Source organism: Salmonella sp. A7 (genome assembly GCF_020181675.1).
Classification (GTDB): Bacteria; Pseudomonadota; Gammaproteobacteria; order Enterobacterales; family Enterobacteriaceae; genus Salmonella; species Salmonella enterica.
The window spans coordinates 1,755,635-1,781,398 of sequence record NZ_CP084001.1 but is presented as its reverse complement, the minus strand read 5'-3'; the positions used below and the strand labels follow the sequence as shown (position 1 = coordinate 1,781,398).

Genomic DNA, 25,764 nt, shown 5'->3' with positions numbered 1-25,764 from the left:
TGTACCAACATAAACCACAATATCCAGACATGTACAAATAAAAGCAATCAATATCAAAAACGGCACTAAAAACATTTTATTTCATGGACATACAACATCAGGCGTGTACATCAGGTGACAGTTAAAAACAACAGCGTACAGAATACATTCCTCTTCCACGATTACGAAACCTTCGGTACGCATCCGGCCCTCGACAGACCTGCGCAATTCGCCGCGCTCCGTACGGATAACGACTTCAACGTTATTGGCGAGCCGGAGGTGTTTTATTGCAAACCCGCCGATGATTATCTACCGCAGCCCGGCGCAGTGCTGATTACCGGCATCACGCCGCAGGAAGCGCGTGAGAAAGGAGAAAACGAAGCCGCTTTCGCCAGACGCATTCATGCGCTGTTTACCGTTCCTAAAACCTGCGTTGTGGGCTACAACAATGTGCGCTTTGATGATGAAGTCACGCGCAATATTTTTTATCGCAACTTTTACGATCCCTATGCCTGGAGCTGGCAGCATGATAATTCACGTTGGGATCTATTGGATGTCATGCGCGCCTGTTATGCGCTGCGCCCGGAGGGAATTAACTGGCCGGAAAACGACGACGGCCTGCCCAGCTTTCGTCTGGAACATTTAACCCAGGCGAACGGGATCGAACACAGCAACGCGCATGATGCGATGGCGGATGTCTACGCCACTATTGCGATGGCGCAACTGGTGAAAACACGCCAGCCGCGGCTGTTTGATTATCTTTATAGCCACCGCAGTAAACATAAACTGGCGGCGCTGATTGACGTTCCGCAAATGAAGCCGCTGGTGCATGTCTCCGGCATGTTTGGCGCGTGGCGCGGTAATACAAGCTGGGTCGCGCCGCTGGCGTGGCATCCTGAAAACCGTAACGCGGTGATCATGGTCGATTTAGCAGGCGATATTTCTCCTCTTCTTGAGCTGGACAGCGACACCCTTCGCGAGCGGCTTTATACGGCCAAAGCCGATCTTGGCGATCTCGCCGCAGTGCCGGTAAAGCTGGTGCATATCAATAAATGTCCGGTACTGGCGCAGGCGAATACCTTGCGCCCGGAGGATGCCGACCGGCTGGGAATTAACCGCCAGCACTGCCTGGATAACCTGAAAGTGTTGCGTGAAAACCCGCAGGTCCGCGACAAAGTGGTGGCGATTTTTGCCGAAGCCGAACCTTTTGCCGCCTCGGATAACGTTGATGCCCAGCTCTATGATGGTTTTTTCAGCGATGCCGATCGCGCAGCCATGAAAATCGTACTCGAAACCGAGCCACGTAACCTGCCCGCGCTGGACATTACCTTTGTCGATAAGCGCATTGAGAAGCTGCTGTTTAATTACCGCGCACGCAATTTTCCCGGTACGCTGGATGACGCAGAGCAGCAGCGCTGGCTGGAGCATCGCCGTCAGGTACTGACGCCGGAGTTTTTACAACAGTATGCCAACGAATTGCAGATGCTTTCTCAGCAGTATGCGGAAGATAAAACGAAGCTGGGGTTGCTGAAATCACTGTGGCAGTACGCAACTGAGATTGTGTAATTGACCAATGCCTGACGGGCATTGTTAATCCAGAGCGGATAAATAGTGACGCAGCCATCTGGTAAACGTGCTGGATGACAGACAAAAAACCGGAGGCACTGCCTCCGGTTTTACTATTGCCGATAATACGCGCGATTACGCGACGTCTTCGTACTGTGGAACCGGGTTGCGGAAGCTTTTAGTTACGCAGGCCAGATAAATCAGCCCGATACCCGCCCAGATCAGGCCCAGTACCATTGAGCTCTCTTCCAGGTTAACCCACAACGCGCCAACCGTGAGCGCGCCGCACATGGGCAGGAACAGATACTGGAAGTGATCTTTCAACGTCTTATTACGCTTCTCACGGATCCAGAACTGCGAAATCACCGACAGGTTAACGAAGGTAAACGCGACCAGCGCGCCAAAGTTAATCAGCGCCGTCGCCATCACCAGGTCAAAATTAATCGCCAGCAGCGCGATCGCCCCGACCAGGATGATGTTCATCGCTGGCGTACGCCATTTCGGATGAACGTAACCGAAGAAGCTTTTCGGGAATACGCCGTCGCGCCCCATAACGTACATCAGGCGCGCTACGCCTGCATGCGCCGCCATACCGGAAGCCAGTACGGTGATAGTAGAGAAGATCAGCGCACCCACCTGGAAGGTTTTACCCGCCACGTACAGCATGATTTCCGGCTGAGACGCATCCGGATCTTTAAAGCGAGAGATATCCGGGAAGTACAATTGCAGGAAATAGGTTGCAAAGATGAAGATCAGGCCGCCAATCAGCGCGGTCAGGAAAATCGCACGCGGGATCACGCGTTCAGCATCTTTGGTCTCTTCCGACAGGTTACTGATGCCGTCAAAGCCGGTAAAGGAGAAGCACAGGATCGTCGCTCCCGTAATCATCGGGATAACGTGCGCATCGCCGGACCAGAACGGACGGGTGCTCGCCAGCGTACCGGCGCCTTCGCCTTCAAATACGCCATAAACCACCATGCCCAGAATGACCGCAATCAGCACCACCTGTAGCACTACAATCACGGTGTTGAAGTTAGCGACCGATTTGAGGCTGCGCAGGTTAAAGGCCGTCATAAAGGCCACCAGCGCCACGACAAACACCCATGACGGAATGGAGGGCACCAGCGCTTCAAAATAAATTTTCGCCAACAGAATGTTGATCATCGGCGCGAACAGATAATCGAGCAGAGAAGACCAACCCACCATAAAGCCAACGGTCGGGCTGATGGATTTCTGGGCATAGGTGTACGCCGAACCCGCGGAAGGGTAGCGACGCACCAGTTTCCCGTAGCTCAACGCCGTAAACAGAATCGCGATTAACGCGAATGCATACGCCGTCGGTACGTGACCGTCAGTGAGGCCTGAAACGATACCAAATGTATCGAACAGCGTCATCGGCTGCATATAGGCAAGACCCATCATTACAACCGGAACTAACGTAAGCGTTTTACGTAATTCCACGCGAGAGGTGTTTGGAGTAACGTTATGCGACATGGTCATTCTCCTTTACGGCGAATGCCGTCGCGTAAGCAAAAAATTGCCCCATTTTCTGGATTCCTCAGCGACAACAACTGTCGATTTTTAAGTAAGTATCTATCCGGTACGAAGCCCGGCCTCTTGGTATTGAATGATGTGTTTGAAGCAAAAAAATAACCGACGCGTATTAAAACGTCGGTTAGTGTCATTTTTTGCAAGCGGCGTATTCTGCCCTAAATTGAAGTGAAATGACAAGAGAATGCGAGCGCGTTCAAAAAATTATTTTTCATAAGCGATTGATTTTTAAACCGGCGATTTTGCATACACCCCAGCAATAGCATTATTTGCTAAAATTTCATCCCGCCACCAGCCGCTGGCCAGCCCGGCGGTCTGTTCATTCCAGCCAACCCACACCGGTTCATAGACGATTTGCGCTACAACTTTCTTCTCTATAAGCGCACCGCTTTCCAAAAATCGCTGCGCCAGATAACGCGGTAAATAGCCGCATCCCAGGCCGCTAATTTGCAGCTCCAGCTTGGTTTTAAAATCAAACACGGTAATCGCTTCCTGAGCGTCGAGCAGTTCAGACCCTATTGATCGCGAGGAATGGACGCTATCGCCAACCACAATCGCGCGAAAACGTTTGATCGTCTGGCGGCTAAGCGGTTCCTCTTCATGAACCAGCGGATGATGCGGAGCGACAGCAAACACCAGTTCAAGATCGCCCAGTCTTGCAAAGCCAAAGCCGGTGTCAGGCGGCGGCGCGCGCATGGCGCCAACGATGATATCCGCCCTTCCCTGCGTCAGCGTCTCCCATGAACCGCCGAGAACGCCATTAACAAATTTAAGGCGCGTCACGCTGTGGCGTTGATAAAAAGCGTCGATAAGCGGGGCCAGAAGAGAAAAGGGAAAGGTATCATCCACACCGATGACCAGTTCGTTCTCCCAGCCTTCATGCAGTTTAATCGCCTGCTTTTCCAGCTCGCGAACGGTGTGCAGCACTTCACGGCCTTTTTCCAGTAGCATCTTACCGGTTCGCGTAAATCGCGCGCGATGCCCGCTACGGTCGAGCAGTTGGATATTAAGATCGTTTTCCAGCTTATGAACGGTATAACTAAGGGCGGACGGCGTTTTAAATAATTTTGCCGACGCCGCCGCGAAGCTGCCTTCTTTTTCTAACGCATCAAGAATAATCAGAACGTCCAGCAGTGGTTTCATACTCGTCCCCTTGCGCTATATGGCGACCACCTGCTGGACAGCGACTCACTCCATCGGCATCACCAGCGGATCGGGATATTGATATTCAAATCCCAGCTCATTACAAATCCGGCTACCGTCGATAATCTTCCCTTTGCCGTTGTCCGGTGCGTCACGAAAATGCGGCGGCGCTATTCCCAGCAAGCGCGTCATTTGCGGATAAAACACGTTGCGGGCTGGATGCGCCGGCGCACATATATTATAGATGTGCCCTCCTTTTGGCGCCTGTAGCAAGAGGGTAATTGCGCCAACCACGTCTTCAAGATGCACCAGATTGACCCCGTGTTGACCATCCGGCGCGGTTTTTCCAGCAAAGAAACGTCCGGGGTGGCGTCCAGGCCCGACCAACCCCGCCAGCCGCAGAATATCCACTGACGTGCCCGGCAGATTATGCAGCCAATCTTCCAGTTCCTTCAGGGTACGCCCGCTGGCCGTGACCGGATTACGCGGCGTATTCTCTTTCACCACGCCTTGCGCATCGCCGTAAACAGACGTCGAACTGGTAAAAATAATACGCGGGATACGATAAGCCAGCGCGCTGTCGACCAGTTCCTGCATCGCCTGCAGATAAAAATCCTCTCCCGGACCGCTACGGCGCGCGGGCAGTGTTATCACCAGCGCATCGACATCCAGCAGAGCGTCAAGATCGTCCGCCTCACAGACCAGCTCCGGCTCCAGACGCAGCGGATAGCTTTCAATTCCACTCATACGGGCCGCTTCCACCCCGTCAAGGGTGGTTTTGCTGCCGGTAACCTGCCAGCCTCTCGCTGCCAGCGACATTGCCAGCGGCATGCCTAACCAACCTAAACCGACAATTGCGACCTTTTTCATCCATTTTCTCCTGACTTTAACGCCTTATACATAAGGCTACGCCAGCCCGCCGTGACTGACAATTCATACTATAAATGCGAAATGAAAAAAGCGCTTGCTTTAAGGCGTAAAAGTGGTTTAGGTTAAAAGGTATCAAATGAATAAGCATTCATCGGAATTTTTATGACACGCGTTCAATTTAAACACCACCATCATCACCATCATCCTGACTAGTCTTTCAGGCGATGTGTGCTGGAAGACATTCAGATCTTCCAGTGGTGCATGAACGCATGAGAAAGCCCCCGGAAGATCATCTTCCGGGGGCTTTTTTTTGGCGCGCGATACAGACCGGTTCAGACAGGATAAAGAGGAACGCAGAATGTTAGACAACACCCGCTTACGCATAGCTATTCAGAAATCAGGCCGTTTAAGCGATGATTCACGAGAATTGCTGGCCCGCTGCGGCATAAAAATTAATTTACACACTCAGCGCCTGATTGCGATGGCGGAAAACATGCCGATTGATATCCTGCGCGTGCGTGATGATGACATTCCGGGTCTGGTGATGGATGGCGTGGTCGATCTCGGCATTATCGGCGAGAACGTGCTGGAAGAAGAGCTACTCAATCGCCGCGCGCAGGGCGAAGATCCGCGCTATTTTACCCTGCGCCGTCTTGACTTCGGCGGCTGCCGTTTATCGCTGGCAACGCCGGTTGACGAAGCCTGGGACGGCCCGGCGGCGCTGGACGGTAAACGTATCGCTACCTCTTATCCGCACCTCCTCAAACGCTACCTCGACCAGAAAGGCGTCTCTTTTAAATCGTGTCTGCTAAATGGTTCTGTCGAAGTCGCGCCGCGCGCGGGGCTGGCCGACGCTATCTGCGATTTGGTCTCTACCGGCGCGACGCTTGAAGCTAACGGCCTGCGTGAAGTCGAAGTTATCTACCGCTCTAAAGCCTGTCTGATTCAGCGCGACGGTGAGATGGCACAGAGCAAGCAACAGCTGATCGATAAATTGCTGACCCGTATTCAGGGCGTGATTCAGGCGCGCGAATCGAAATACATCATGATGCACGCGCCAAGCGAACGCCTGGAAGAGGTTATCGCCCTGCTGCCAGGCGCCGAAAGGCCGACAATCCTGCCGCTGGCGGGCGAGCAACAGCGCGTGGCGATGCACATGGTCAGCAGCGAAACGCTGTTCTGGGAAACCATGGAGAAACTGAAAGCGCTTGGCGCCAGCTCGATTCTGGTACTGCCGATCGAGAAGATGATGGAGTGATCTGACGCCTGATGGCGCTGCGCTTATCAGGCCTACGTAATGCGTTGATATTTTGGGTTCTGTAGGCCGGATAAGGCGGAACCCTGTGATGGAGTAAAGACCATGAGCTTCAATACCCTGATTGACTGGAACAGCTGTAGCCCTGAACAGCAGTGTGCGCTGCTGACACGTCCGGCGATTTCCGCCTCTGACAGTATTACCCGGACGGTCTGCGATATTCTGGATAATGTAAAAACGCGCGGTGACGATGCCCTGCGTGAATACAGCGCTAAATTTGATAAAACAGAAGTGACAGCGCTACGCGTCACCCCTGAAGAGATCGCCGCCGCCGGCGCGCGTCTGAGCGACGAATTAAAACAGGCGATGGCCGCTGCCGTCAAAAATATTGAAACGTTCCATTCCGCGCAGACGCTACCGCCTGTAGATGTGGAAACCCAGCCAGGCGTGCGTTGCCAGCAGGTTACGCGTCCCGTCGCGTCCGTCGGTCTGTATATTCCCGGCGGCTCGGCTCCGCTCTTCTCAACGGTGCTGATGCTGGCGACGCCGGCGCGCATTGCGGGATGCCAGAACGTGGTTCTGTGCTCGCCGCCGCCCATCGCTGATGAAATCCTCTATGCGGCGCAACTGTGTGGCGTGCAGGAAATCTTTAACGTCGGCGGCGCGCAGGCGATTGCCGCTCTGGCCTTCGGCAGCGAGTCCGTACCGAAAGTGGATAAAATTTTTGGCCCCGGCAACGCCTTTGTAACCGAAGCCAAGCGTCAGGTCAGCCAACGCCTCGACGGCGCGGCTATCGATATGCCAGCCGGGCCGTCTGAAGTGCTGGTGATCGCCGACAGCGGCGCAACACCGGATTTCGTCGCTTCTGACCTGCTCTCCCAGGCAGAACACGGTCCGGATTCCCAGGTGATTCTGCTGACGCCTGATGCTGACATTGCCCGCAAGGTGGCGGAGGCGGTAGAACGTCAACTGGCGGAGCTGCCGCGCGCGGACACCGCCCGGCAGGCCCTGAGCGCCAGTCGTCTGATTGTGACCAAAGATTTAGCGCAGTGCGTCGCCATCTCTAATCAGTATGGGCCGGAACACTTAATCATCCAGACGCGCAATGCGCGCGATTTGGTGGATGCGATTACCAGCGCAGGCTCGGTATTTCTCGGCGACTGGTCGCCGGAATCCGCCGGTGATTACGCTTCCGGAACCAACCATGTTTTACCGACCTATGGCTATACTGCTACCTGTTCCAGCCTTGGGTTAGCGGATTTCCAGAAACGGATGACCGTTCAGGAACTGTCGAAAGCGGGCTTTTCCGCTCTGGCATCAACCATTGAAACATTGGCGGCGGCAGAACGTCTGACCGCCCATAAAAATGCCGTGACCCTGCGCGTAAACGCCCTCAAGGAGCAAGCATGAGCACTGAAAACACTCTCAGCGTCGCTGACTTAGCCCGTGAAAATGTCCGCAACCTGGTACCGTATCAGTCCGCCCGCCGTCTGGGCGGTAACGGCGATGTCTGGCTGAACGCGAATGAATTCCCGACAGCGGTGGAGTTTCAGCTCACCCAACAAACGCTTAACCGCTACCCGGAATGCCAGCCAAAGGCCGTGATTGAAAACTACGCGCAATATGCTGGCGTAAAGCCAGAGCAGGTGCTGGTCAGCCGCGGCGCGGATGAAGGGATCGAGCTGGTGATCCGCGCCTTCTGCGAACCGGGAAAAGACGCCATTCTCTACTGTCCGCCCACTTACGGTATGTACAGCGTCAGCGCCGAAACCATTGGCGTAGAGCGCCGGACGGTTCCCGCGCTTGAAAACTGGCAGCTGGATCTACAGGGGATTTCCGACAACCTTGACGGCACAAAAGTGGTGTTCGTTTGTAGCCCCAATAATCCTACCGGGCAACTTATCAACCCGCAGGATCTGCGCACGCTGCTGGAGTTGACACGCGGTAAAGCGATAGTCGTCGCCGACGAAGCTTATATTGAGTTTTGCCCGCAGGCCACGCTGACAGGCTGGCTGGTTGAATATCCTCATCTGGTTATCCTGCGCACATTGTCGAAAGCTTTTGCACTGGCGGGTCTGCGCTGCGGCTTTACGCTGGCTAATGAAGAGGTGATCAACCTGCTGTTAAAAGTGATCGCCCCTTATCCGCTTTCTACGCCAGTGGCGGATATCGCCGCCCAGGCGCTGAGTCCGCAGGGAATAAACGCAATGCGCGATCGCGTGGCGCAGACAGTGCAGGAACGTCAGTATCTGGTGAATGCCCTGCAACAGACCGCCTGCGTAGAACACGTCTTTGACTCTGAAACCAACTATATTCTGGCGCGGTTTACTGCCTCCAGCAGCGTGTTTAAATCCTTATGGGATCAGGGCATTATCTTACGCGATCAGAATAAACAACCTTCTTTAAGCGGCTGCCTGCGGATTACGGTCGGCACCCGCCAGGAAAACCAGCGCGTCATTGACGCCTTACGTGCGGAGCCAGTATGAGTCAGAAGTATCTTTTCATCGACCGGGACGGAACCTTAATTTCCGAACCGCCAAGCGATTTTCAGGTAGACCGCTTTGATAAACTGGCCTTTGAGCCAGAGGTGATTCCCGTATTGCTGAAGCTGCAAAAAGCCGGTTTTAAGCTGGTGATGATCACTAACCAGGATGGACTTGGCACGCAAAGCTTCCCGCAGGCGGACTTCGACGGACCGCACAACCTGATGATGCAGATTTTCACTTCTCAGGGCGTATGCTTTGATGAGGTGCTGATCTGCCCTCATCTGCCCGCAGACGATTGCGACTGCCGTAAGCCCAAAGTGAAGCTGGTGGAGCGTTATCTTGCGGAACAAGCGATGGATAGCGCCAACAGCTATGTGATTGGCGATCGTGCAACCGATATCCAGCTCGCTGATAACATGGGCATTACTGGTTTACGCTATCACCGTGAAACGCTGAACTGGACGATGATTGGCGAACAGCTAACGAAACGCGATCGTTATGCGCATGTGGTCCGTAACACCAAAGAAACACAGATTGATGTCAGCGTCTGGCTGGATCGCGAAGGCAACAGCAAGATTAATACCGGCGTCGGCTTCTTTGACCATATGCTCGATCAAATCGCCACCCACGGCGGCTTTCGCATGGAGATTACCGTTAAGGGCGATCTCTATATCGACGATCACCACACGGTAGAAGATACCGGACTGGCGCTCGGTGAAGCATTAAAACTGGCACTCGGCGACAAGCGCGGTATCTGCCGTTTTGGCTTTGTACTGCCGATGGATGAATGTCTGGCGCGCTGCGCGCTGGATATTTCCGGTCGTCCGCATCTGGAATATAAAGCTGAATTTACCTACCAGCGTGTGGGCGATTTGAGCACAGAGATGATTGAACACTTTTTCCGCTCACTCTCTTACACGATGGGCGTCACTCTGCATCTCAAGACTAAGGGTAAGAACGATCACCACCGTGTCGAAAGTTTGTTTAAAGCCTTTGGTCGAACGCTACGCCAGGCTATTCGCGTGGAGGGCGATACATTACCGTCCTCGAAAGGAGTGCTGTGATGAACGTCGTCATCCTTGACACCGGCTGCGCCAATTTAAGCTCGGTAAAATCCGCCGTGGCGCGCCACGGTTACACCCCGGTGGTCAGCCGCGAAGCGGAAATCGTATTACGCGCTGACAAACTCTTTCTGCCCGGCGTCGGCACGGCGCAGGCCGCTATGGATCAACTGCGCGAACGTGAACTGATCGACTTAATTAAAGCGTGTACTCAGCCGGTACTGGGTATCTGCTTAGGGATGCAACTGCTGGGTCGTCGCAGCGAAGAGACGCGCGGCGTGGATCTGCTGAACATTATCGAACAAGATGTGCCGAAAATGACCGACTTTGGTCTACCGCTGCCGCACATGGGCTGGAATCGCGTGTATCCGCAGGCGGGCAACCGACTGTTTCAGGGCATTGAAGATGGCGCCTATTTTTACTTTGTGCACAGCTACGCGATGCCGGTCAACCCGTGGACTATCGCCCAGTGCAATTACGGCGAGCCATTCACCGCGGCGGTACAGAAAGATAATTTCTTCGGCGTACAGTTCCATCCGGAACGTTCGGGCGCGGCGGGCGCACAGTTGCTGAAAAACTTCCTGGAGATGTAATGATTATTCCGGCATTAGATTTAATTGACGGCACCGTGGTGCGTCTCCATCAGGGCGACTACGCCCGCCAGCGGGATTACGGTAACGATCCCCTGCCCCGTTTGCAGGATTACGCCGCCCAGGGCGCCGGGGTGCTGCATCTGGTAGATCTGACCGGCGCTAAAGATCCGGCGAAGCGACAGATACCGCTGATTAAAACCCTGGTCGCGGGCGTGAACGTGCCTGTTCAGGTCGGCGGCGGCGTGCGTACCGAAGAAGACGTTGCGGCATTACTGAAAGCTGGCGTTGCCCGTGTGGTCATCGGTTCAACGGCGGTGAAATCCCCTGACGTGGTGAAAGGCTGGTTTGAACGTTTTGGCGCGCAGGCGCTGGTGCTGGCGCTGGACGTTCGCATAGACGAACACGGCAACAAGCAGGTGGCGGTTAGCGGCTGGCAGGAAAATTCCGGTGTCTCGCTGGAGCAACTGGTGGAGACCTATCTCCCCGTCGGCCTGAAACATGTACTGTGCACCGATATTTCTCGCGACGGCACGCTGGCGGGCTCTAACGTTTCGCTGTACGAAGAGGTATGCGCCAGATATCCGCAGATCGCCTTTCAATCCTCCGGCGGTATTGGCGATATCGATGATATTGCCGCCCTGCGCGGCACCGGCGTGCGCGGCGTGATTGTCGGGCGCGCTCTACTGGAAGGGAAATTTACCGTTAAGGAGGCCATCCAATGCTGGCAAAACGTATAATTCCGTGTCTGGATGTTCGTGATGGTCAGGTGGTGAAAGGCGTACAGTTTCGCAACCATGAGATCATTGGCGATATCGTTCCGCTGGCCAAACGCTATGCCGACGAAGGCGCGGACGAACTGGTGTTCTATGACATTACCGCCTCCAGCGATGGTCGCGTAGTCGATAAAAGCTGGGTGGCGCGCGTTGCCGAGGTGATCGACATTCCGTTTTGCGTAGCGGGCGGTATCCGGTCAATTGACGACGCCGCCAAAATTCTTTCTTTCGGGGCGGATAAGATCTCTATCAACTCCCCGGCGCTGGCTGACCCAACGCTGATTACCCGTCTGGCTGACCGTTTTGGCGTACAGTGCATTGTCGTCGGGATTGATACCTGGTTTGACGACGCCACGGGGAAATACCATGTTAACCAGTATACCGGCGATGAAAACCGTACCCGCGTGACGCAGTGGGAGACGCTGGACTGGGTGCAAGAGGTACAACAGCGCGGCGCGGGGGAAATCGTCCTGAATATGATGAACCAGGACGGCGTGCGTAACGGTTACGATCTGACGCAGTTGAAAAAAGTCCGTGACGTTTGCCGCGTGCCGCTAATCGCCTCCGGCGGCGCGGGCACGATGGAACACTTTCTTGAGGCATTCCGTGATGCCGATGTCGACGGCGCGCTTGCCGCCTCCGTTTTTCACAAGCAAATCATCAATATTGGCGAATTAAAAGCGTACCTGGCAGGCCAGGGCGTGGAGATCAGGATATGTTAACAGAGCAACAACGCCGCGAGCTGGACTGGGAAAAAACCGATGGCCTGATGCCAGCCATCGTGCAACATGCGGTATCCGGCGAAGTATTGATGCTGGGTTATATGAACCCACAAGCGCTGGACAAAACCATTGAATCCGGCCATGTTACGTTCTTCTCACGCACGAAACAGCGTTTATGGACCAAAGGCGAAACCTCAGGCCATGTGCTGAATGTCGTCAGCATTGCGCCAGATTGCGACAACGATACACTGCTGGTGCTGGCAAACCCTGTCGGGCCGACCTGCCATAAAGGTACCAGTAGCTGCTTTGGCGACGCCAGCCATCAATGGTTATTCCTGTATCAACTGGAGCAGCTACTGGCAGAGCGCAAAACCGCCGATCCGGCCAGCTCTTACACGGCGAAACTGTACGCCAGCGGTACCAAACGTATTGCGCAAAAAGTTGGCGAAGAAGGTGTGGAAACCGCGCTGGCGGCCACCGTTAACGATCGTGTTGAGCTGACCAATGAAGCGTCTGATTTGATGTACCACCTGCTGGTGCTGTTGCAGGATCAGGATCTCAACCTCACCACCGTGATCGACAATCTTCGTAAGCGTCATCAATAAGCGTAAAAAAACCGGGCAACGCCCGGTTTTTTAGTGAGAAATTTTACCTGTCGTAGCCGAATAAGGCACTTGTACCACCATCCGGCAAAGAAGCTTACAAGGCTTTTGGCTTATAGCTACGTAGCGCATTGCGTCCCAGCACAATCCCGGCGCCGATCATCCCGCCCAGCAACACTGCCAGCACGAGAGTAATGGCTGTTTTCGGGCTATCGCGACGGACCGGCAGCGTCGGCTTCATCACATAACGATAGACGTGCACCGTATCGGCAGTCACTTTCAGATTTTTAATGTCCAGCAGTGTCTGCTTCGTCTGGTAATAGGCCGGAGAAAAGACCAGTGGACGCGTCGCTTCGTTCTGTATCATCGATTTCAGCGCATCGCTGCCCAGCAGGAACATCGTGTCCTGGGTAACATCCTGGGTTTGCTGAATCTGCGGCTGCGTGATTTTGGCCTCATCCGCATAACGCAACGCTTCTTCGATTTGCTTAATACGCAGATCTTTTTGTTCCTGCGCCACAACTTCCTGCGTCTCAAGAGACTCCTGCAACGTTTTGGTTTGCAGCGTGATGTTATCTTTCAGGTCAACTTCCAGTTCCTTAGCGACCTCTTCATCCACCTGTTGGATATATTCCGCCAGCCGACGCTGCGCCCCTTCAGCGGTAGTACTCACATAAGAAACCGAGAGTGGCAGCGCCTGCCCCTTTACCGACTGTTCAATGGTGAGCTTTTCCCGCTCTTTCTGATTATCCAGCGCTTCCGATAATGCGGAAAACGCAGAGCTAAAGCGGCTTATAAAATTCGCCTGCACTTCAGAGATTTTGGGAGCATTCCCGCCATACAAGACGTTGAGCGCGTTGGTATAGGTGGCAACCTGCGCGGCATCAGGTTGGGTAATAATCGCCGTGGATGTCCATTTTTCTTTGGCTATCATCAGGTAGCCTACGGCCAGCAAAATGGCGATAACAACGGCTACAATAATGGTCATCTTCCCACGCCATAACTGTAGAAATAACTCAATCAAATCAATCTGTTCCGGATCGTTCCCATGCCCGGAAGACGTATTACTATCCACTGTCATAGATACCCTAACTAAAAAAAGGATGAAGCTGGAGACAGTGTAGTCATAAAGAAAATATATGCCATAGGATTAATGATAAAAATCAGACATTATTTCCATTTGGTCAATAAATCATCGGGACTCATCAGCCCCGATTGCCTTATTAATCACTACCGAAAAGATCGCGGGTATACACTTTTTCAGCGACATCCAAAAGCTCTGCCGCCATCCTGTTGGAAATAATGACATCCGCCTGCTGTTTAAAGCAGTGCAAATCACGCTCAAGGCGAGAGTTGAAGTAAGTATCTTCTTCCATTACCGGCTCATAGATAATGACCTCTACGCCTTTCGCTTTAATACGTTTCATAATCCCCTGAATCGATGAGGCGCGGAAGTTATCGGAGCCACTCTTCATAATCAGGCGATAAATGCCCACCACTTTAGGCTTTCTGGCGAGGATAGCGTCGGCAATAAAATCTTTACGCGTACGGTTTGCTTCAACGATAGCGGAGATAATATTATTAGGCACTGACTGATAATTAGCCAGCAACTGTTTGGTATCTTTTGGCAAACAATATCCGCCATAACCAAAAGAGGGATTATTATAATGATTGCCAATACGCGGGTCGAGGCATACCCCTTCAATAATTTGTCGGGTATTTAACCCTAATGTTTCAGCATAGCTGTCTAATTCATTAAAATAAGCGACTCGCATAGCGAGATAAGTATTGGCGAAAAGTTTAATGGCTTCCGCTTCAGTGGAGTCCGTAAACAGCGTCGGAATCTCCTGTTTAATAGCGCCTTCCTGGAGTAATGCGGCAAATTCTCTGGCGCGCTCAGACTGTTCCCCAATCACGATACGGGAGGGATAAAGGTTATCGTAAAGGGCCTTACCTTCACGTAAAAACTCCGGAGAGAAAATGATATTTTCTGTCGCAAACTTCTGGCGCATTGCTGCCGTGAAGCCAACCGGCACCGTGGACTTAATAATCATCACGGCTGCGGGGTTGAAGCTGATCACATCCTGAATGACCGATTCCACACTGGACGTATCAAAATAGTTGGTTTTTGGATCGTAATCTGTAGGCGTAGCAATGATGACGTAATCTGCATTCTGGTACGCATCAAACTTATCCAGCGTTGCCCTGAATGTGATGTTATCTTCCTTTAAAAATTGCTGAATTTCTTTATCAACAATCGGAGATATCCGATCATTTAACAGTTCAACACGGGAAGGAACAATGTCTAACGCCACCACTTCATGGTGTTGTGCAATAAGCAAACCATTAGACAAGCCAACATAACCCGTCCCGGATATCGTGATTTTCATTATTCGCTCTCAGAATTAACTTAATTATGAATCATGATGTATTTCGCATCCTGATAAGATATTAAAGTTTTAACGCCTGAGTATATAAAGTGCAACGCAGACGAAAACAATTCAGATTATCTTCATTACGATAAACACAGATTATTAAGTTAATATTAAGCAAAAGCGATAAATCAATAAGAATAGAGATAAAAAAAAAGCCCGGTATTAAACCGGGCTTAAACATTTTTGCAGAAATTATTCCAACCACTCGGTATGGAAAATGCCTTCTTTATCAGTACGTTTATAGGTGTGCGCACCAAAGTAGTCACGCTGCGCCTGAATTAAGTTAGCTGGCAGTACTGCGGCGCGATAGCTGTCATAGTAGGCCACTGCCGCAGAGAATGTCGGCACCGGAATGCCGTTCTGCACCGCGTAAGCCACAACATCACGCAGCGCCTGCTGGTACTCATCAGCAATTTTCTTGAAGTAAGGCGCTAACAGCAAATTGGCAATACCAGCGTTTTCTGCGTAAGCATCGGTGATTTTCTGCAGGAACTGAGCGCGAATGATACAACCCGCACGGAAAATCTTAGCAATCTCGCCGTAGTTGAGATCCCAGTGATATTCATCAGACGCGGCGCGTAGCTGCGAGAAGCCTTGCGCATAGGAGACGATCTTGCCAAGATACAGCGCGCGACGCACTTTCTCGATAAATTCCGCTTTGTCGCCTGCCGGCTGCGCTTTCGGCCCGGAGAGCACTTTAGATGCGGCAACACGTTGCGCTTTCAACGAAGAGATGTAACGCGCAAAGACAGATTCGGTAATCAGCGACAGCGGTTCGCCCAGATCCAGCGCGCTCTGGCTGGTCCATTTACCGGTCCCTTTGTTGGCGGCTTCATCAAGAATGACATCCACCAGGTAGTTTCCGTCTTCATCTTTTTTAGTGAAGATGTCTTTAGTGATGTCGATCAGATAACTGCTCAGCTCGCCGTTATTCCACTCGGTAAAAGTGTTCGCCAGCTCTTCATTGCTGAGGTTCAGGCCGCCTTTCAGCAAGGAGTAAGCTTCAGCGATAAGCTGCATATCGCCATATTCAATACCATTGTGGACCATCTTGACGTAGTGACCAGCACCATCGGCGCCGATATAGGTCACGCACGGTTCGCCATCTTCCGCCACAGCAGCAATCTTCGTCAGGATCGGCGCCACCAGTTCATAGGCATCTTTCTGACCGCCAGGCATGATAGATGGCCCTTTCAGCGCGCCCTCTTCACCACCGGAAACACCGGTACCGATAAAGTTAAAACCTTCCGCAGACAGCTCGCGATTGCGACGGATTGTGTCCTGGAAGAAGGTGTTACCGCCATCAATAATGATATCGCCTTTTTCCAGATACGGTTTCAGCGAATCGATAGCTGCATCAGTACCTGCGCCCGCTTTCACCATTAACAGGATACGACGAGGCGTTTCGAGGGATTCAACAAACTCTTTCACCGTGTAATAAGGCACCAGCTTTTTGCCGGGATTCTCGGCAATCACTTCTTCGGTCTTTTCACGGGAGCGGTTGAAAACGGATACGGTATAACCACGGCTTTCGATGTTGAGCGCGAGATTGCGCCCCATCACTGCCATACCGACGACGCCGATCTGTTGCTTGGACATTACATACTCCTGTCAGGTGTGGTTACTCATAGGAACTATATCCAATGAGATGAAGTGAATAATATGATAACCCAGACTTAAAGCCCGAAGAAACAATCATTAATTACCTATTTCTACCTACGACACACCGGAATCCTTATCTGGGAACGCGTCGGTAGACTAAATAAAAATCTCCTGAGTAACCTATTACGTGATATTTATCCTAAAATTAACACTTAAACATTAGGCCGCATTAAAGCTAAAATTAGCTTTTAATTGATTCTAAAATCCCGCTTAAATTTTATCTTCCCTATTACTTTCTGTTTCAGAATACTAAAAATTAGAGGCAGTAGCAAACCTAATGCAATGTAGACAGGAACGGACCATTTAGTGATAAAGTGATTATCATATACATCTGTTCCCGATAGGCTATAATCGCCTAAAATTGAAGCAATTATATCTAAAATTACATATACAAGTAAATGATATGCCATGATAGCTCTTGAATTCTGACCTATCATTTTTAGCAGCTTAATTTCTTTCACTCCCCTTGTAATTAATAGAGAGATAAAAAACACAGCATAAATACCTATCAGCGCGTTAATAACAGACATTATTAACCCATCCGGATAATAACTCCATGACATAATTGTCTGCGTAGAGAAACCATAACTTTTCGAAACATATAATATTACAGTTAATAAAATAAAAATATAGAAATTTAATAAGCTATATATCTGATTTCTTATCACATATCCAAAAATATAAAACGACATACCGGTTAACACCTGGCATATAAAATTCAGCTTATAGTCTTTCACCAGAATATACTGAGGAGATAAATATGTTATTGAGACAGTTATTAATAATGCACTAATCGCCACCAATACCGATAATAATAAAGCATTGCTAACAACGACCCGTTTTATGCTTTTTATAATAATCACCGACAAAATGCTCACAAATATATAAGCAAACAGAAACCAACCTGTTAAAAACATTTTATTGTTATGAAAATTTGATTTTATAGCAAGTTTAACCGTTTCATATAGTCCTGTCGAAAAAGCATCACCTGTGTGTATTCCATAACGTACATTAATTAATAATGCAATAGCACCAATAATCAAATAAGTTATTATAAGATAAGGTAACTGTTTTTTTATAACATGCGCTATAAAATTTGTTATACATCTTGTATCTTTATATAAAACCCCACCAATAAAGAAAAATAATGGCATATGAAAAAGATAGGCATAATAAACATTAAATATGTCATTATTTATATGCCCAACCAATACGAAAATCATACCAAAAGCTTTAACATAATCCATAGTTAAGGAATGTTCGTGGCTTATGGGAAAAGAGCTTTTTTCCGTCATAACTCCGATTATGTCTCCATAACAATAATGTTTCTCAATATATATACTGGACGTTTTTCATATAAAAATATAAAAATAATTGCACATGATTTATAATATAAGATAATTAGTACATAAATTACCTCAAACTGAACATGACAATTATACTAGCATTCTGCCAAATATAATATAAAATTAATACGCACCGTTGCGGTGAAAAACAACTTTTACCGTTTTAAACAGAATGGCAATATCATTCCAAAGCGTCCAGTTTTTAACATACCAGGAATCAAAATAAACACGGGTGTCATAATCAACATCATTACGCCCACTCACTTGCCATAGACCTGTCATGCCCGGCTTTGCCATCAAATAATAATCAACATCATCACAATAACGCTCCAGTTCATCCGAAACGATAGGTCGTGGTCCAACCAGGCTCATATCACCTTTTAGTACATTAAAAAGTTGTGGCAACTCATCAAGACTAGTTTTACGTATAAATCGACCTACAGCTGTGATTCGAGGATCATTTTTCAGTTTAAAATCTTTTTCCCATTCAGCCCTGGCAATAGGATCGTTAGCTAAAAGTTCTTTTAGTACCTCTTGAGAATTCATAACCATAGAACGAAATTTGTAGCATGGAAAAAGTTTTCCATGCCGACCTACTCGCTGGTGGCCATAAATAGCCGGACCACCATCCCGAGTAACTTTATACCACAGATAAATCATAAGTGGTGATGCAATAATAAGAATCATTATTGAACAAACAATATCAAATGTCCGTTTGAGAAAACGGGACGACCTTTTAGCCAAGTTATTTTGTATCCTTAATAACATAACTTCATGGCTAAAGATAAAAGACATATCAGTATTATATAATGGCAATCCTCTAAACGAGGGGACTACAGTAACAGAACGACAATGATGTTTTGAAAGTTCACGTAGCCAAAAATGTGTTTTCTCCAACTCGGTGTATTCATAAGCAAGTATATAATGGACATCACCTGTACGATTTAAATCCCAAATAATCTCAGTATCCTTTATCACCGGCAACATATTTATTTCAGCATCTGACGCATCCGTATCAAAAAAAGCGATAACATCAAACCCCATCATTTCCTCACTTTGCAGCGCAGAATATGCACCACGAGCATTCTGTCCGCTCCCCAGGATGATAGTTTTTTTCTTCCAGATACCTAGCTTGTTCAATAAATGCTTTGTAAGTGCGCGAAAAAAAGGCACCAGGATTATGGCAAAAGTCCAACAAAACACCCAGACATAGCGTGAAAACTGCCATTTTGTAAACGCTATCAGAGCCAAATCAAATATAGCAAAAATAACGATCGTACGAAAAATTTCTTTTAACTCATACCAAAATGGCTTGCGGTATGTATAATGTCGCAAACGAATCCAAAACCAACCGACACATACTACTGACAAAATAAAATGTGTAATAACTCTTGTATCTAATTGGTCTTGAGGAATAAATCGCTGTACTTGATCAAAAATAAAATAGACACATCCTAATGAAAACCATAAGGCTAAATTAAAAAAAATCAAATCCGATATAGCCAAAAAAATTTTACATAGCTGTGGATTATACTTATTATCAATATTATCCATTTAATCCTCACCCTCTGACCGTGCATAATGTAAATAAAATAGGCATATTAAGTAAATAACATTCAATTCTTTTACGGCAAGCATCGTTTTTTAATATTAGCAAGCGTTGTATTTACAAGATCCTGAGCTCTATTTAATAAATTAGCTTCTGCATAGCAGCGTAACTCAGGTGCATTACCAGAAGCGCGCAAATGCACAATACATCCATCACGTAAGGTAATTCGCATACCATCTGTCATATCTGTAGAAATTGCACCTTCATTCTCCAAGCCAATATAGCTTAAGAGGTTGCTCAGATTTTCTCTGCCCATACTAATTAAGGATTGGCTTTTATCAGTCGTAATCCCCTGTAATCTGTCAGAATGGGTGTAACGAGTTGGGAGTTCATTGACTAAAGCGCTAATGCTGGTATTCCTACTTTTGTAAAGCAGCATTATTGCCGGTAATACAGCATCACGAGTTGGTAAGGCATGAAGATTCTGCTCGTTAATACAGATGTCGCTTCCTAATAAAAAGCCGCCATTGGCTTCAAAACCGACAATACGACTATAACTCCGCGATAGTTCATTAAAAGCTTCGATAACATAAGGCGAACCTATTTTCGTAAGCTTAACATGTTTAAAAAAGCAGCCAGAAGAGATTATGCTATTACAACTAACAGGAATAGCGACGGCTTCTGCATCCAATGCAAGTGAACATAATAGACCTAGTATATCGCCTCTTAGCCACTCACCGGCCTCATCAGCAATAAGAGGGCGATCACCATCCCCATCTGTCGAGAATATGGCATCTAAATCGAACTCTTTAGCCCATGAGCGAGCTTTTTCCCGATCCTCTTTGCTTACAGCCTCTGTATCTATAGGTACAAAATTATCGCTTCTACCCAAGCTAACGACTTCAGCCCCCAATGCAATAAATAAAGGCTTATAAAGATCACGCCCAGCGCTTGAATGTTCGTAAATACCAATACGCTTATTTTTCAGGAATGGAGTAGAAAATAAAGATGTATAACGAGATATATAATTAACAGCAGCCATTTCTGAAACTATGAGTTCTTTAAGCTCTAAATGGCTACACGTATCTTCAACACTAAGGATCGCAGCCTCATCATGTTTCGTGATTTCACCATCAGGACGATAAAACTTGAGGCCGTTCCGCTCGAATGGAATATGACTTCCCGTAACCATTATCGCAGGCATATTGTCAGACATAGACTGAAAGGCCAAAGCTGGGGTTGGTACCACTCCATAAAAAATACAGTTAACGCCTTTATCCGCCAATGCAGCAGCACACGCCTGAGCCATCCCATAACTACTTGGACGATTATCTATTGCCAATGCTACGGTATCAAACGAAAAATGTTCCTGCATAACGGCAATAAATGAAACCGTAAAAGCAGCACATACCTGAGGTGTAAAATCTTTTACAAGACCGCGAGCCCCACTCGTTCCAAACACAATACCTGATGAATGAATAACATCACGGCTATTATTAACTACGTTCATTAGTCCACTCCTTCGAAAATCCAGAACGTTGTTCTAAACGAATAATATCATCCTCACCAAGATAGGTACCTGATTGAATCTCAATTAACTTCAGGGGGATCATTCCGGGGTTTTCCAGCGCGTGAATAGTATCCGGAGGAATAAATGTTGATTCATTTTCAGAAACCATGTAAATCTGCTCTCCCTTTGTAACACGAGCAGTCCCGGATAATACTATCCAATGCTCAGCCCGGTGGTGATGCATCTGCGCCACAAATTTCTCACCCGGCTTAACAGTGATACATCTAACGAGGTAATTTTTTCCGCTATCAATCACATTATATTTTCCCCAAGGGCGGAAAACTTCTTGATGTTGTTTATATTCGTTCCTATCATTTCGTTTTAAATAATCGACAATTTTTTTAACATCTTGTACTGTATCTTTATTAGCCACCAGTAAAGCGTCTGTTGTTTGAACAATGACAAGATTACTTACACCAATCGCACTTATAAACATATCTTCGGAATAAATGTAATTATCATTACAAGCATGTGCGAAGATATCTCCTTTTAAAACATTTCTCTGATGATCTTTATTCGATATATCCCAAAGTGAGGACCAGGATCCCACATCCGACCAGCCAGCACTCATTGGTATCACCACGGCATGCTGTGTGTGCTCCATAACTGCATAATCGATAGAATCACTCGGGCATGAGATAAACTCTTCTTTATCAATACGAATAAAATCAAGATCGGGATTTATATGTCCTACCGCCTTTTCACAAGCTTTGTAAATTTCAGGTGATAAGCACTTCAATTCGTTTAAATAAGAGCTTGCACGAAATAAAAACATACCGCTATTCCAGTAATATTTCCCTGATTTGAAATAGTCACCGGCGGTATCGATATCCGGTTTCTCCACAAATTCAGCCACTGCATAAGCGTCATTTCCTATCAACTCACCACGACGAATATATCCATAACCCGTTTCAGCATGCGTTGGAACAATACCAAAAGTTACAAGCTTACCATTTGCGGCGTATTCTTCAGCATGTCTGACAGCTTTCGTAAAAGCTATTTCATCTTGGATCACATGATCTGCAGCAAGAACCAACAAAAGAGGATCAGCATTATCAGCATTCTGGAGCGCACAAAACGCGGCAAGAGCGATCGCTGGTGCAGTATTACGGCCTACCGGTTCGAGAATAATATTATTTGCTAACTTGTCAATTTCGCGGAGTTGTTCAGCGACTAAGAAACGGTGTCTGTCATTACAAATGACAACGGGTTCTTCTGTAGAAAGTGAAGCTAATCGCTTTATAGTATTTTGCAGCATTGATAGTTTACCTTCAACGCTTAGAAACTGCTTCGGATGATATTCGCGTGAAAGCGGCCATAAACGGCTACCTGTGCCGCCAGCCATAATTACGGGAAGAAAAGACATTTATTTTATCTCTTTTGACGAAGAATATTGGATATTATTCCAATAACTCTTGTACATGCTAAAATAGCGACATGTAGACAACGGTAAAGATTGCCAATGCTTGCCTAATTTGTAACCCAGAAATTTAGCAAAGGTTGTTAATAAAGCTCTTGGAATCCAGAACGGTGCATTTTTAAGCAGGAATTGAATCTCTGATTTTACGAAGCGGAAACCCTCACCACCGGCTCCGCCAAAGTCACGCTGAATCCAAGGGTTACAGGCATGAAATACCCCTGTATCAAAATACCGTTGGAACTCTTGTTTTGGCGTATAATTATGCGAATGCCTTACACTGGCTTCTGCGCAATAAGCAATTTTATAACCCGCCTGGATCATTCTCGCAGCCATAAACATATCTTCAGCGAGGATAGTATGTTCAGGAAACCCCCCAAGTGCTTCAAAAACAGACCGCCGATAAGCTGCAAAAGAATTTGACATGAACACGGTTTTAATGCCGAGTTTTTTTATATCATTTTTACTTTTAATTAGAGTTTCAGTACCATAATTAAAATTTCTTGCGTGTATAGCAAGAGGATTAGCATCATGATGAGGAAGCTGTCTGCCACATACTGCAGCGACATTTTTGTCATTAAATAATGATAATATTTCTTCCAGGGCATTTTTATTTTCAAATATAGCATCCTGGGTTAAAAAAACAACAAAATCACTTTCTTCGGCGGAAGCTAATGCTTTATTTCTCGTCCCTCCGTGATTAAATTCACTTGGTGATATAACTATAATATTGTTGGTATAAGTGCTTGCAATATTTCTAGTGTCATCTGTCGATGATGAATCAATGATTATCAATTGTGATGGCTGATTAGTTTGTTTTTGAAAAGCGTGAAACCACTCATTCCATCTAGCACTACCAGCATTATATGTAGGAACAATTAAAGTAAAGGAGGGCATTTTTTAGTCCAAAAGCTCAAGTATTTTTTTACCAAATTGTGTTTTATTAACAATGTGAAGCTTTTTATGGCTTTCAATACCTTCAGCCCCAACCTCAGTAGCAACAACCGTTGCACCCGCCTCAAGCATCTGTAACACCTTTATTTTTACTCCAGCTCCATATAGTAAAGGTGCAACACTTAAATCGGCCTTTTGAAAAGCCAAGGTAGGATCTGATACAGCACCAGCGACATGTACATTAGATATACACTTGCCGATCAACTTCAGTAAAGGTCTGGGAGCCAAGCCTAAAATCCAAAGATGGATATGTGGATTTTGTTTTCTTATTTTAAGAAAAACAAAAAATATAAACCATATTATAGACCAGTGGTTTTCCGCACGCTTCATGTAACCAAAAAAAATTAAATTTTTTCTATCCTTAAATTTATTTACAACCTCTTCAATCGGAATACCATTTAATACCTCACCGACTTTTTGTACTCCAAGATCAGCAACCTCTATAACTCCCTTATAATTCATTTGTTCAAGTAACAATTTATCTTTATGAGACATTGCCACAATTTTTTTCAACTTACAGAATAAGTTTGCCTCAACTTTTGCAATCTCTTTATTGATAGGTTTCTTTGTAAGAGAACGACTTGTGCGCTGTGATACAACATCATGGGCAAAATAATGAATATTTGGATGTAAAATATGTTTTACCACTCCTAAAACTGATGGAAAATCAAGCCATACTAAGTCGTAATTCGTGTGAGAGATCTTATTATTTATCCGTTTAATTAAACTTTTATTTACTCTAGTAAAAAACCATGGCGCAATAAAAGATTTATATTTAGCATTGAAAAGTATTCCTTTAAGATAATCTTTCTTACTAACGTTGATCACTTCATAAGAATGGCATAGTGCTTTAATTTCGGGATTTTCATATTGTGTTGCAGGAGATATAACAATAACATCGACTTGACTGCCATTATTTACATGTTTTTTTAAATTATCACCACAAATGGCCTCACCAGCACCGATCGAACCTCTCGCCCCAGGATGAAAGGCACTAATAAAAAGAACTTTATGCATTTTTAATTCAACCATTATTTTTAAGTGGGAGTAACTTATAGATAAAATAAAAAATCATCATAAATATGAACAAAAGAGAAATATATTTAACACCATAGGTAAGGTCTTTTCTCATTGCAACAAATATGAGGGAAATAATTGGAAAATGATAAATTATGAGCCTGCTTTTCTTGGCTACACGATAAAATACTATTAGCATTACACCCAAGATTAAACCATGCAGGAATACTCCGACATAACCAAGTGAATGAAAAGCCTCTGTGAATATAAACTGCCCACCTTTATCCTCATAAAAACGCATCTCATTATTCTCGAACAAAGATTGTTTATCTAAACCAAAAATGCCATATATAAAAGCAGGGATAATAAATAATATGGGAGAAAATAAATCTAATACTCCCCCATAAGGTAAATTATTATATAAATGTGTTCTCACTTCATTAGCCAAAGTCGCTAAAGAAAAATGTGTTTCATACATCACGGCAAAAGGTATAGCTGTAAAAATACTTCCTCCTGAAGTTGAAGTGCTTTCACGCAAATATAAACCTAATCCAGCAATGAAAAACATTATTATACAAATAATGCTTACTTTGATAATACGTTTAAAATTAATTTTATAATTTAGCATATAGAATGACACGAAACATAATATTAGCAAAATTAAATTTTCTCTTCGTCCCTGAATAAATATAGAAACAAGTATTAATAGCGATACTGCTATGACAACTTTATTAGTTATTGATATTTCTTTAAAGTTGACACGAATGCTAGTTAATAGTGCATAGTTAGCAAGCAATCCCGATGAAGATATGAGAATATCTCTGGTTTGATTTTCTGCACTACCTTCATAGATTGCTATATAAGGCGTATGTAGAAATGCTATGTAACCACCATATGCAGCGACACCTAAGGCGAAAATTAGAAACGCTGAAATAATAAAGCATACTGAACAAAAATTTATAAAACAAGAATTATTAAAATCTTTTATTCCTACTAACTTGATTTTAGAAAATGCAAAATAGCCGAGAAAAACTCCCACTATCCCCGTGGATACGACAATGATTACATCGCCCACTGTATCAGTATATGCAAGGGCCCCTAGTGGTGATAATTGAGGAAATTGAAGATAAAGAATTCCACATATTATATATATCCCAATAGCAATAAACCAAGCTAAAAATACCATAACACATCTCATATTATTAAGCGATAA

The 25,764-nt window shown here is 46.7% G+C and carries 24 protein-coding genes and 1 other annotated feature; of the genes, 10 read left to right on the top strand and 14 right to left on the bottom strand.

Annotated features, from left to right (window positions below):
- Positions 1–114: 114 nt before the first annotated feature.
- Positions 115–1,545, top strand: coding sequence for an exodeoxyribonuclease I (gene sbcB / locus LCS67_RS08390; protein WP_129331651.1), 1,431 nt, complete (start codon positions 115–117; stop codon positions 1,543–1,545).
- A gap of 135 nt (positions 1,546–1,680) precedes the next feature.
- On the opposite strand, the gene plaP is transcribed toward sbcB, so the two are convergent.
- The 4 genes from plaP to LCS67_RS08370 all read right to left on the bottom strand — a co-directional run bounded on the left by plaP (position 1,681) and on the right by LCS67_RS08370 (position 5,109).
- Positions 1,681–3,039: a putrescine/proton symporter PlaP gene (gene plaP / locus LCS67_RS08385; RefSeq protein WP_001519005.1), complete on the bottom strand. Its 1,359-nt coding sequence runs from the start codon at positions 3,037–3,039 to the stop codon at positions 1,681–1,683.
- Complete coding sequence (gene yoeI, locus LCS67_RS08380) at positions 3,029–3,091, bottom strand: membrane protein YoeI (RefSeq protein ID WP_096335044.1); 63 nt, start codon at positions 3,089–3,091, stop codon at positions 3,029–3,031. The genes plaP and yoeI overlap by 11 nt, the downstream gene beginning before the upstream one ends.
- A 233-nt stretch (positions 3,092–3,324) precedes the next feature.
- Complete coding sequence (locus tag LCS67_RS08375; protein WP_000803316.1) at positions 3,325–4,239, bottom strand: LysR family transcriptional regulator; 915 nt, start codon at positions 4,237–4,239, stop codon at positions 3,325–3,327.
- A gap of 45 nt (positions 4,240–4,284) precedes the next feature.
- Positions 4,285–5,109, bottom strand: coding sequence for an SDR family oxidoreductase (locus LCS67_RS08370; protein WP_000754711.1), 825 nt, complete (start codon positions 5,107–5,109; stop codon positions 4,285–4,287).
- A 162-nt stretch (positions 5,110–5,271) separates the two neighbouring features.
- Here LCS67_RS08370 and hisL point away from each other — a divergent pair, with 162 nt between their 5' ends.
- The 9 genes from hisL (at position 5,272) to hisIE (ending at position 12,604) form a co-directional block, all read left to right on the top strand.
- Complete coding sequence (gene hisL, locus LCS67_RS08365; protein ID WP_001364200.1) at positions 5,272–5,322, top strand: his operon leader peptide; 51 nt, start codon at positions 5,272–5,274, stop codon at positions 5,320–5,322.
- Positions 5,298–5,421, top strand: a sequence feature (His leader region). (Overlaps the previous gene by 25 nt.)
- A gap of 46 nt (positions 5,422–5,467) precedes the next feature.
- A complete protein-coding gene (gene hisG / locus LCS67_RS08360; protein WP_000886600.1) occupies positions 5,468–6,367 on the top strand; it encodes an ATP phosphoribosyltransferase in 900 nt (299 codons plus the stop codon).
- Positions 6,368–6,469: 102 nt separating this feature from the next.
- Entirely contained in the window at positions 6,470–7,774 is a 1,305-nt protein-coding gene (gene hisD / locus LCS67_RS08355; protein ID WP_023231084.1) for a histidinol dehydrogenase, read from the top strand.
- Positions 7,771–8,850 (top strand): histidinol-phosphate transaminase, encoded by a 1,080-nt coding sequence (hisC, locus tag LCS67_RS08350; RefSeq protein ID WP_000102715.1) that lies wholly within the window; start codon positions 7,771–7,773, stop codon positions 8,848–8,850. Before hisD ends, hisC begins: the two co-directional genes overlap by 4 nt.
- Entirely contained in the window at positions 8,847–9,914 is a 1,068-nt protein-coding gene (gene hisB / locus LCS67_RS08345) for a bifunctional histidinol-phosphatase/imidazoleglycerol-phosphate dehydratase HisB (protein ID WP_000080044.1), read from the top strand. Before hisC ends, hisB begins: the two co-directional genes overlap by 4 nt.
- Positions 9,914–10,504 carry an imidazole glycerol phosphate synthase subunit HisH gene (gene hisH / locus LCS67_RS08340; protein ID WP_001103591.1) on the top strand — a complete coding sequence of 197 codons (591 nt, stop codon included), beginning with the start codon at positions 9,914–9,916 and terminating at the stop codon, positions 10,502–10,504. Before hisB ends, hisH begins: the two co-directional genes overlap by 1 nt.
- Positions 10,504–11,241, top strand: a complete 738-nt coding sequence (gene hisA / locus LCS67_RS08335) for a 1-(5-phosphoribosyl)-5-[(5-phosphoribosylamino)methylideneamino]imidazole-4-carboxamide isomerase (RefSeq protein ID WP_000586406.1) — start codon at positions 10,504–10,506, stop codon at positions 11,239–11,241. Before hisH ends, hisA begins: the two co-directional genes overlap by 1 nt.
- A complete protein-coding gene (gene hisF, locus LCS67_RS08330) occupies positions 11,223–11,999 on the top strand; it encodes an imidazole glycerol phosphate synthase subunit HisF (RefSeq protein ID WP_000880125.1) in 777 nt (258 codons plus the stop codon). The genes hisA and hisF overlap by 19 nt, the downstream gene beginning before the upstream one ends.
- Positions 11,993–12,604: a bifunctional phosphoribosyl-AMP cyclohydrolase/phosphoribosyl-ATP diphosphatase HisIE gene (gene hisIE, locus LCS67_RS08325; protein ID WP_000954847.1), complete on the top strand. Its 612-nt coding sequence runs from the start codon at positions 11,993–11,995 to the stop codon at positions 12,602–12,604. Before hisF ends, hisIE begins: the two co-directional genes overlap by 7 nt.
- Before the next feature lie 94 nt (positions 12,605–12,698).
- Here hisIE and wzzB read toward each other — a convergent pair whose 3' ends face one another.
- From wzzB to LCS67_RS08275, 10 genes are all read right to left on the bottom strand, one after another.
- Positions 12,699–13,682: an LPS O-antigen chain length determinant protein WzzB gene (gene wzzB / locus LCS67_RS08320; protein WP_000215247.1), complete on the bottom strand. Its 984-nt coding sequence runs from the start codon at positions 13,680–13,682 to the stop codon at positions 12,699–12,701.
- A gap of 142 nt (positions 13,683–13,824) precedes the next feature.
- Positions 13,825–14,991, bottom strand: coding sequence for a UDP-glucose 6-dehydrogenase (gene ugd / locus LCS67_RS08315; RefSeq protein WP_000704835.1), 1,167 nt, complete (start codon positions 14,989–14,991; stop codon positions 13,825–13,827).
- 237 nt (positions 14,992–15,228) lie between these two features.
- The gene (gndA, locus tag LCS67_RS08310) at positions 15,229–16,635 is read right to left on the bottom strand and encodes an NADP-dependent phosphogluconate dehydrogenase (RefSeq protein ID WP_000043532.1); all 1,407 of its coding nucleotides are present in this window, start codon (positions 16,633–16,635) and stop codon (positions 15,229–15,231) included.
- Between the two features lie 251 nt (positions 16,636–16,886).
- Positions 16,887–17,993, bottom strand: coding sequence for an acyltransferase family protein (locus LCS67_RS08305; protein ID WP_000137016.1), 1,107 nt, complete (start codon positions 17,991–17,993; stop codon positions 16,887–16,889).
- Positions 17,994–18,167: 174 nt separating this feature from the next.
- Positions 18,168–19,598, bottom strand: a complete 1,431-nt coding sequence (locus LCS67_RS08300; RefSeq protein WP_000368704.1) for an undecaprenyl-phosphate galactose phosphotransferase — start codon at positions 19,596–19,598, stop codon at positions 18,168–18,170.
- Between the two features lie 71 nt (positions 19,599–19,669).
- A complete protein-coding gene (gene rfbK, locus LCS67_RS08295; protein ID WP_001103634.1) occupies positions 19,670–21,103 on the bottom strand; it encodes an O-antigen biosynthesis phosphomannomutase RfbK in 1,434 nt (477 codons plus the stop codon).
- On the bottom strand, positions 21,090–22,529 hold the full coding sequence (locus tag LCS67_RS08290; RefSeq protein WP_023231086.1) for a mannose-1-phosphate guanylyltransferase/mannose-6-phosphate isomerase: 1,440 nt from the start codon (positions 22,527–22,529) through the stop codon (positions 21,090–21,092). Before LCS67_RS08290 ends, rfbK begins: the two co-directional genes overlap by 14 nt.
- Entirely contained in the window at positions 22,530–23,477 is a 948-nt protein-coding gene (locus tag LCS67_RS08285) for a glycosyltransferase family 2 protein (protein WP_001138990.1), read from the bottom strand.
- Positions 23,478–23,480: 3 nt separating this feature from the next.
- A complete protein-coding gene (locus LCS67_RS08280) occupies positions 23,481–24,551 on the bottom strand; it encodes a glycosyltransferase (protein ID WP_225090904.1) in 1,071 nt (356 codons plus the stop codon).
- Positions 24,552–24,558: 7 nt separating this feature from the next.
- Positions 24,559–25,737, bottom strand: a complete 1,179-nt coding sequence (locus LCS67_RS08275; RefSeq protein ID WP_023231088.1) for an O-antigen polymerase — start codon at positions 25,735–25,737, stop codon at positions 24,559–24,561.
- Positions 25,738–25,764: the final 27 nt, after the last annotated feature.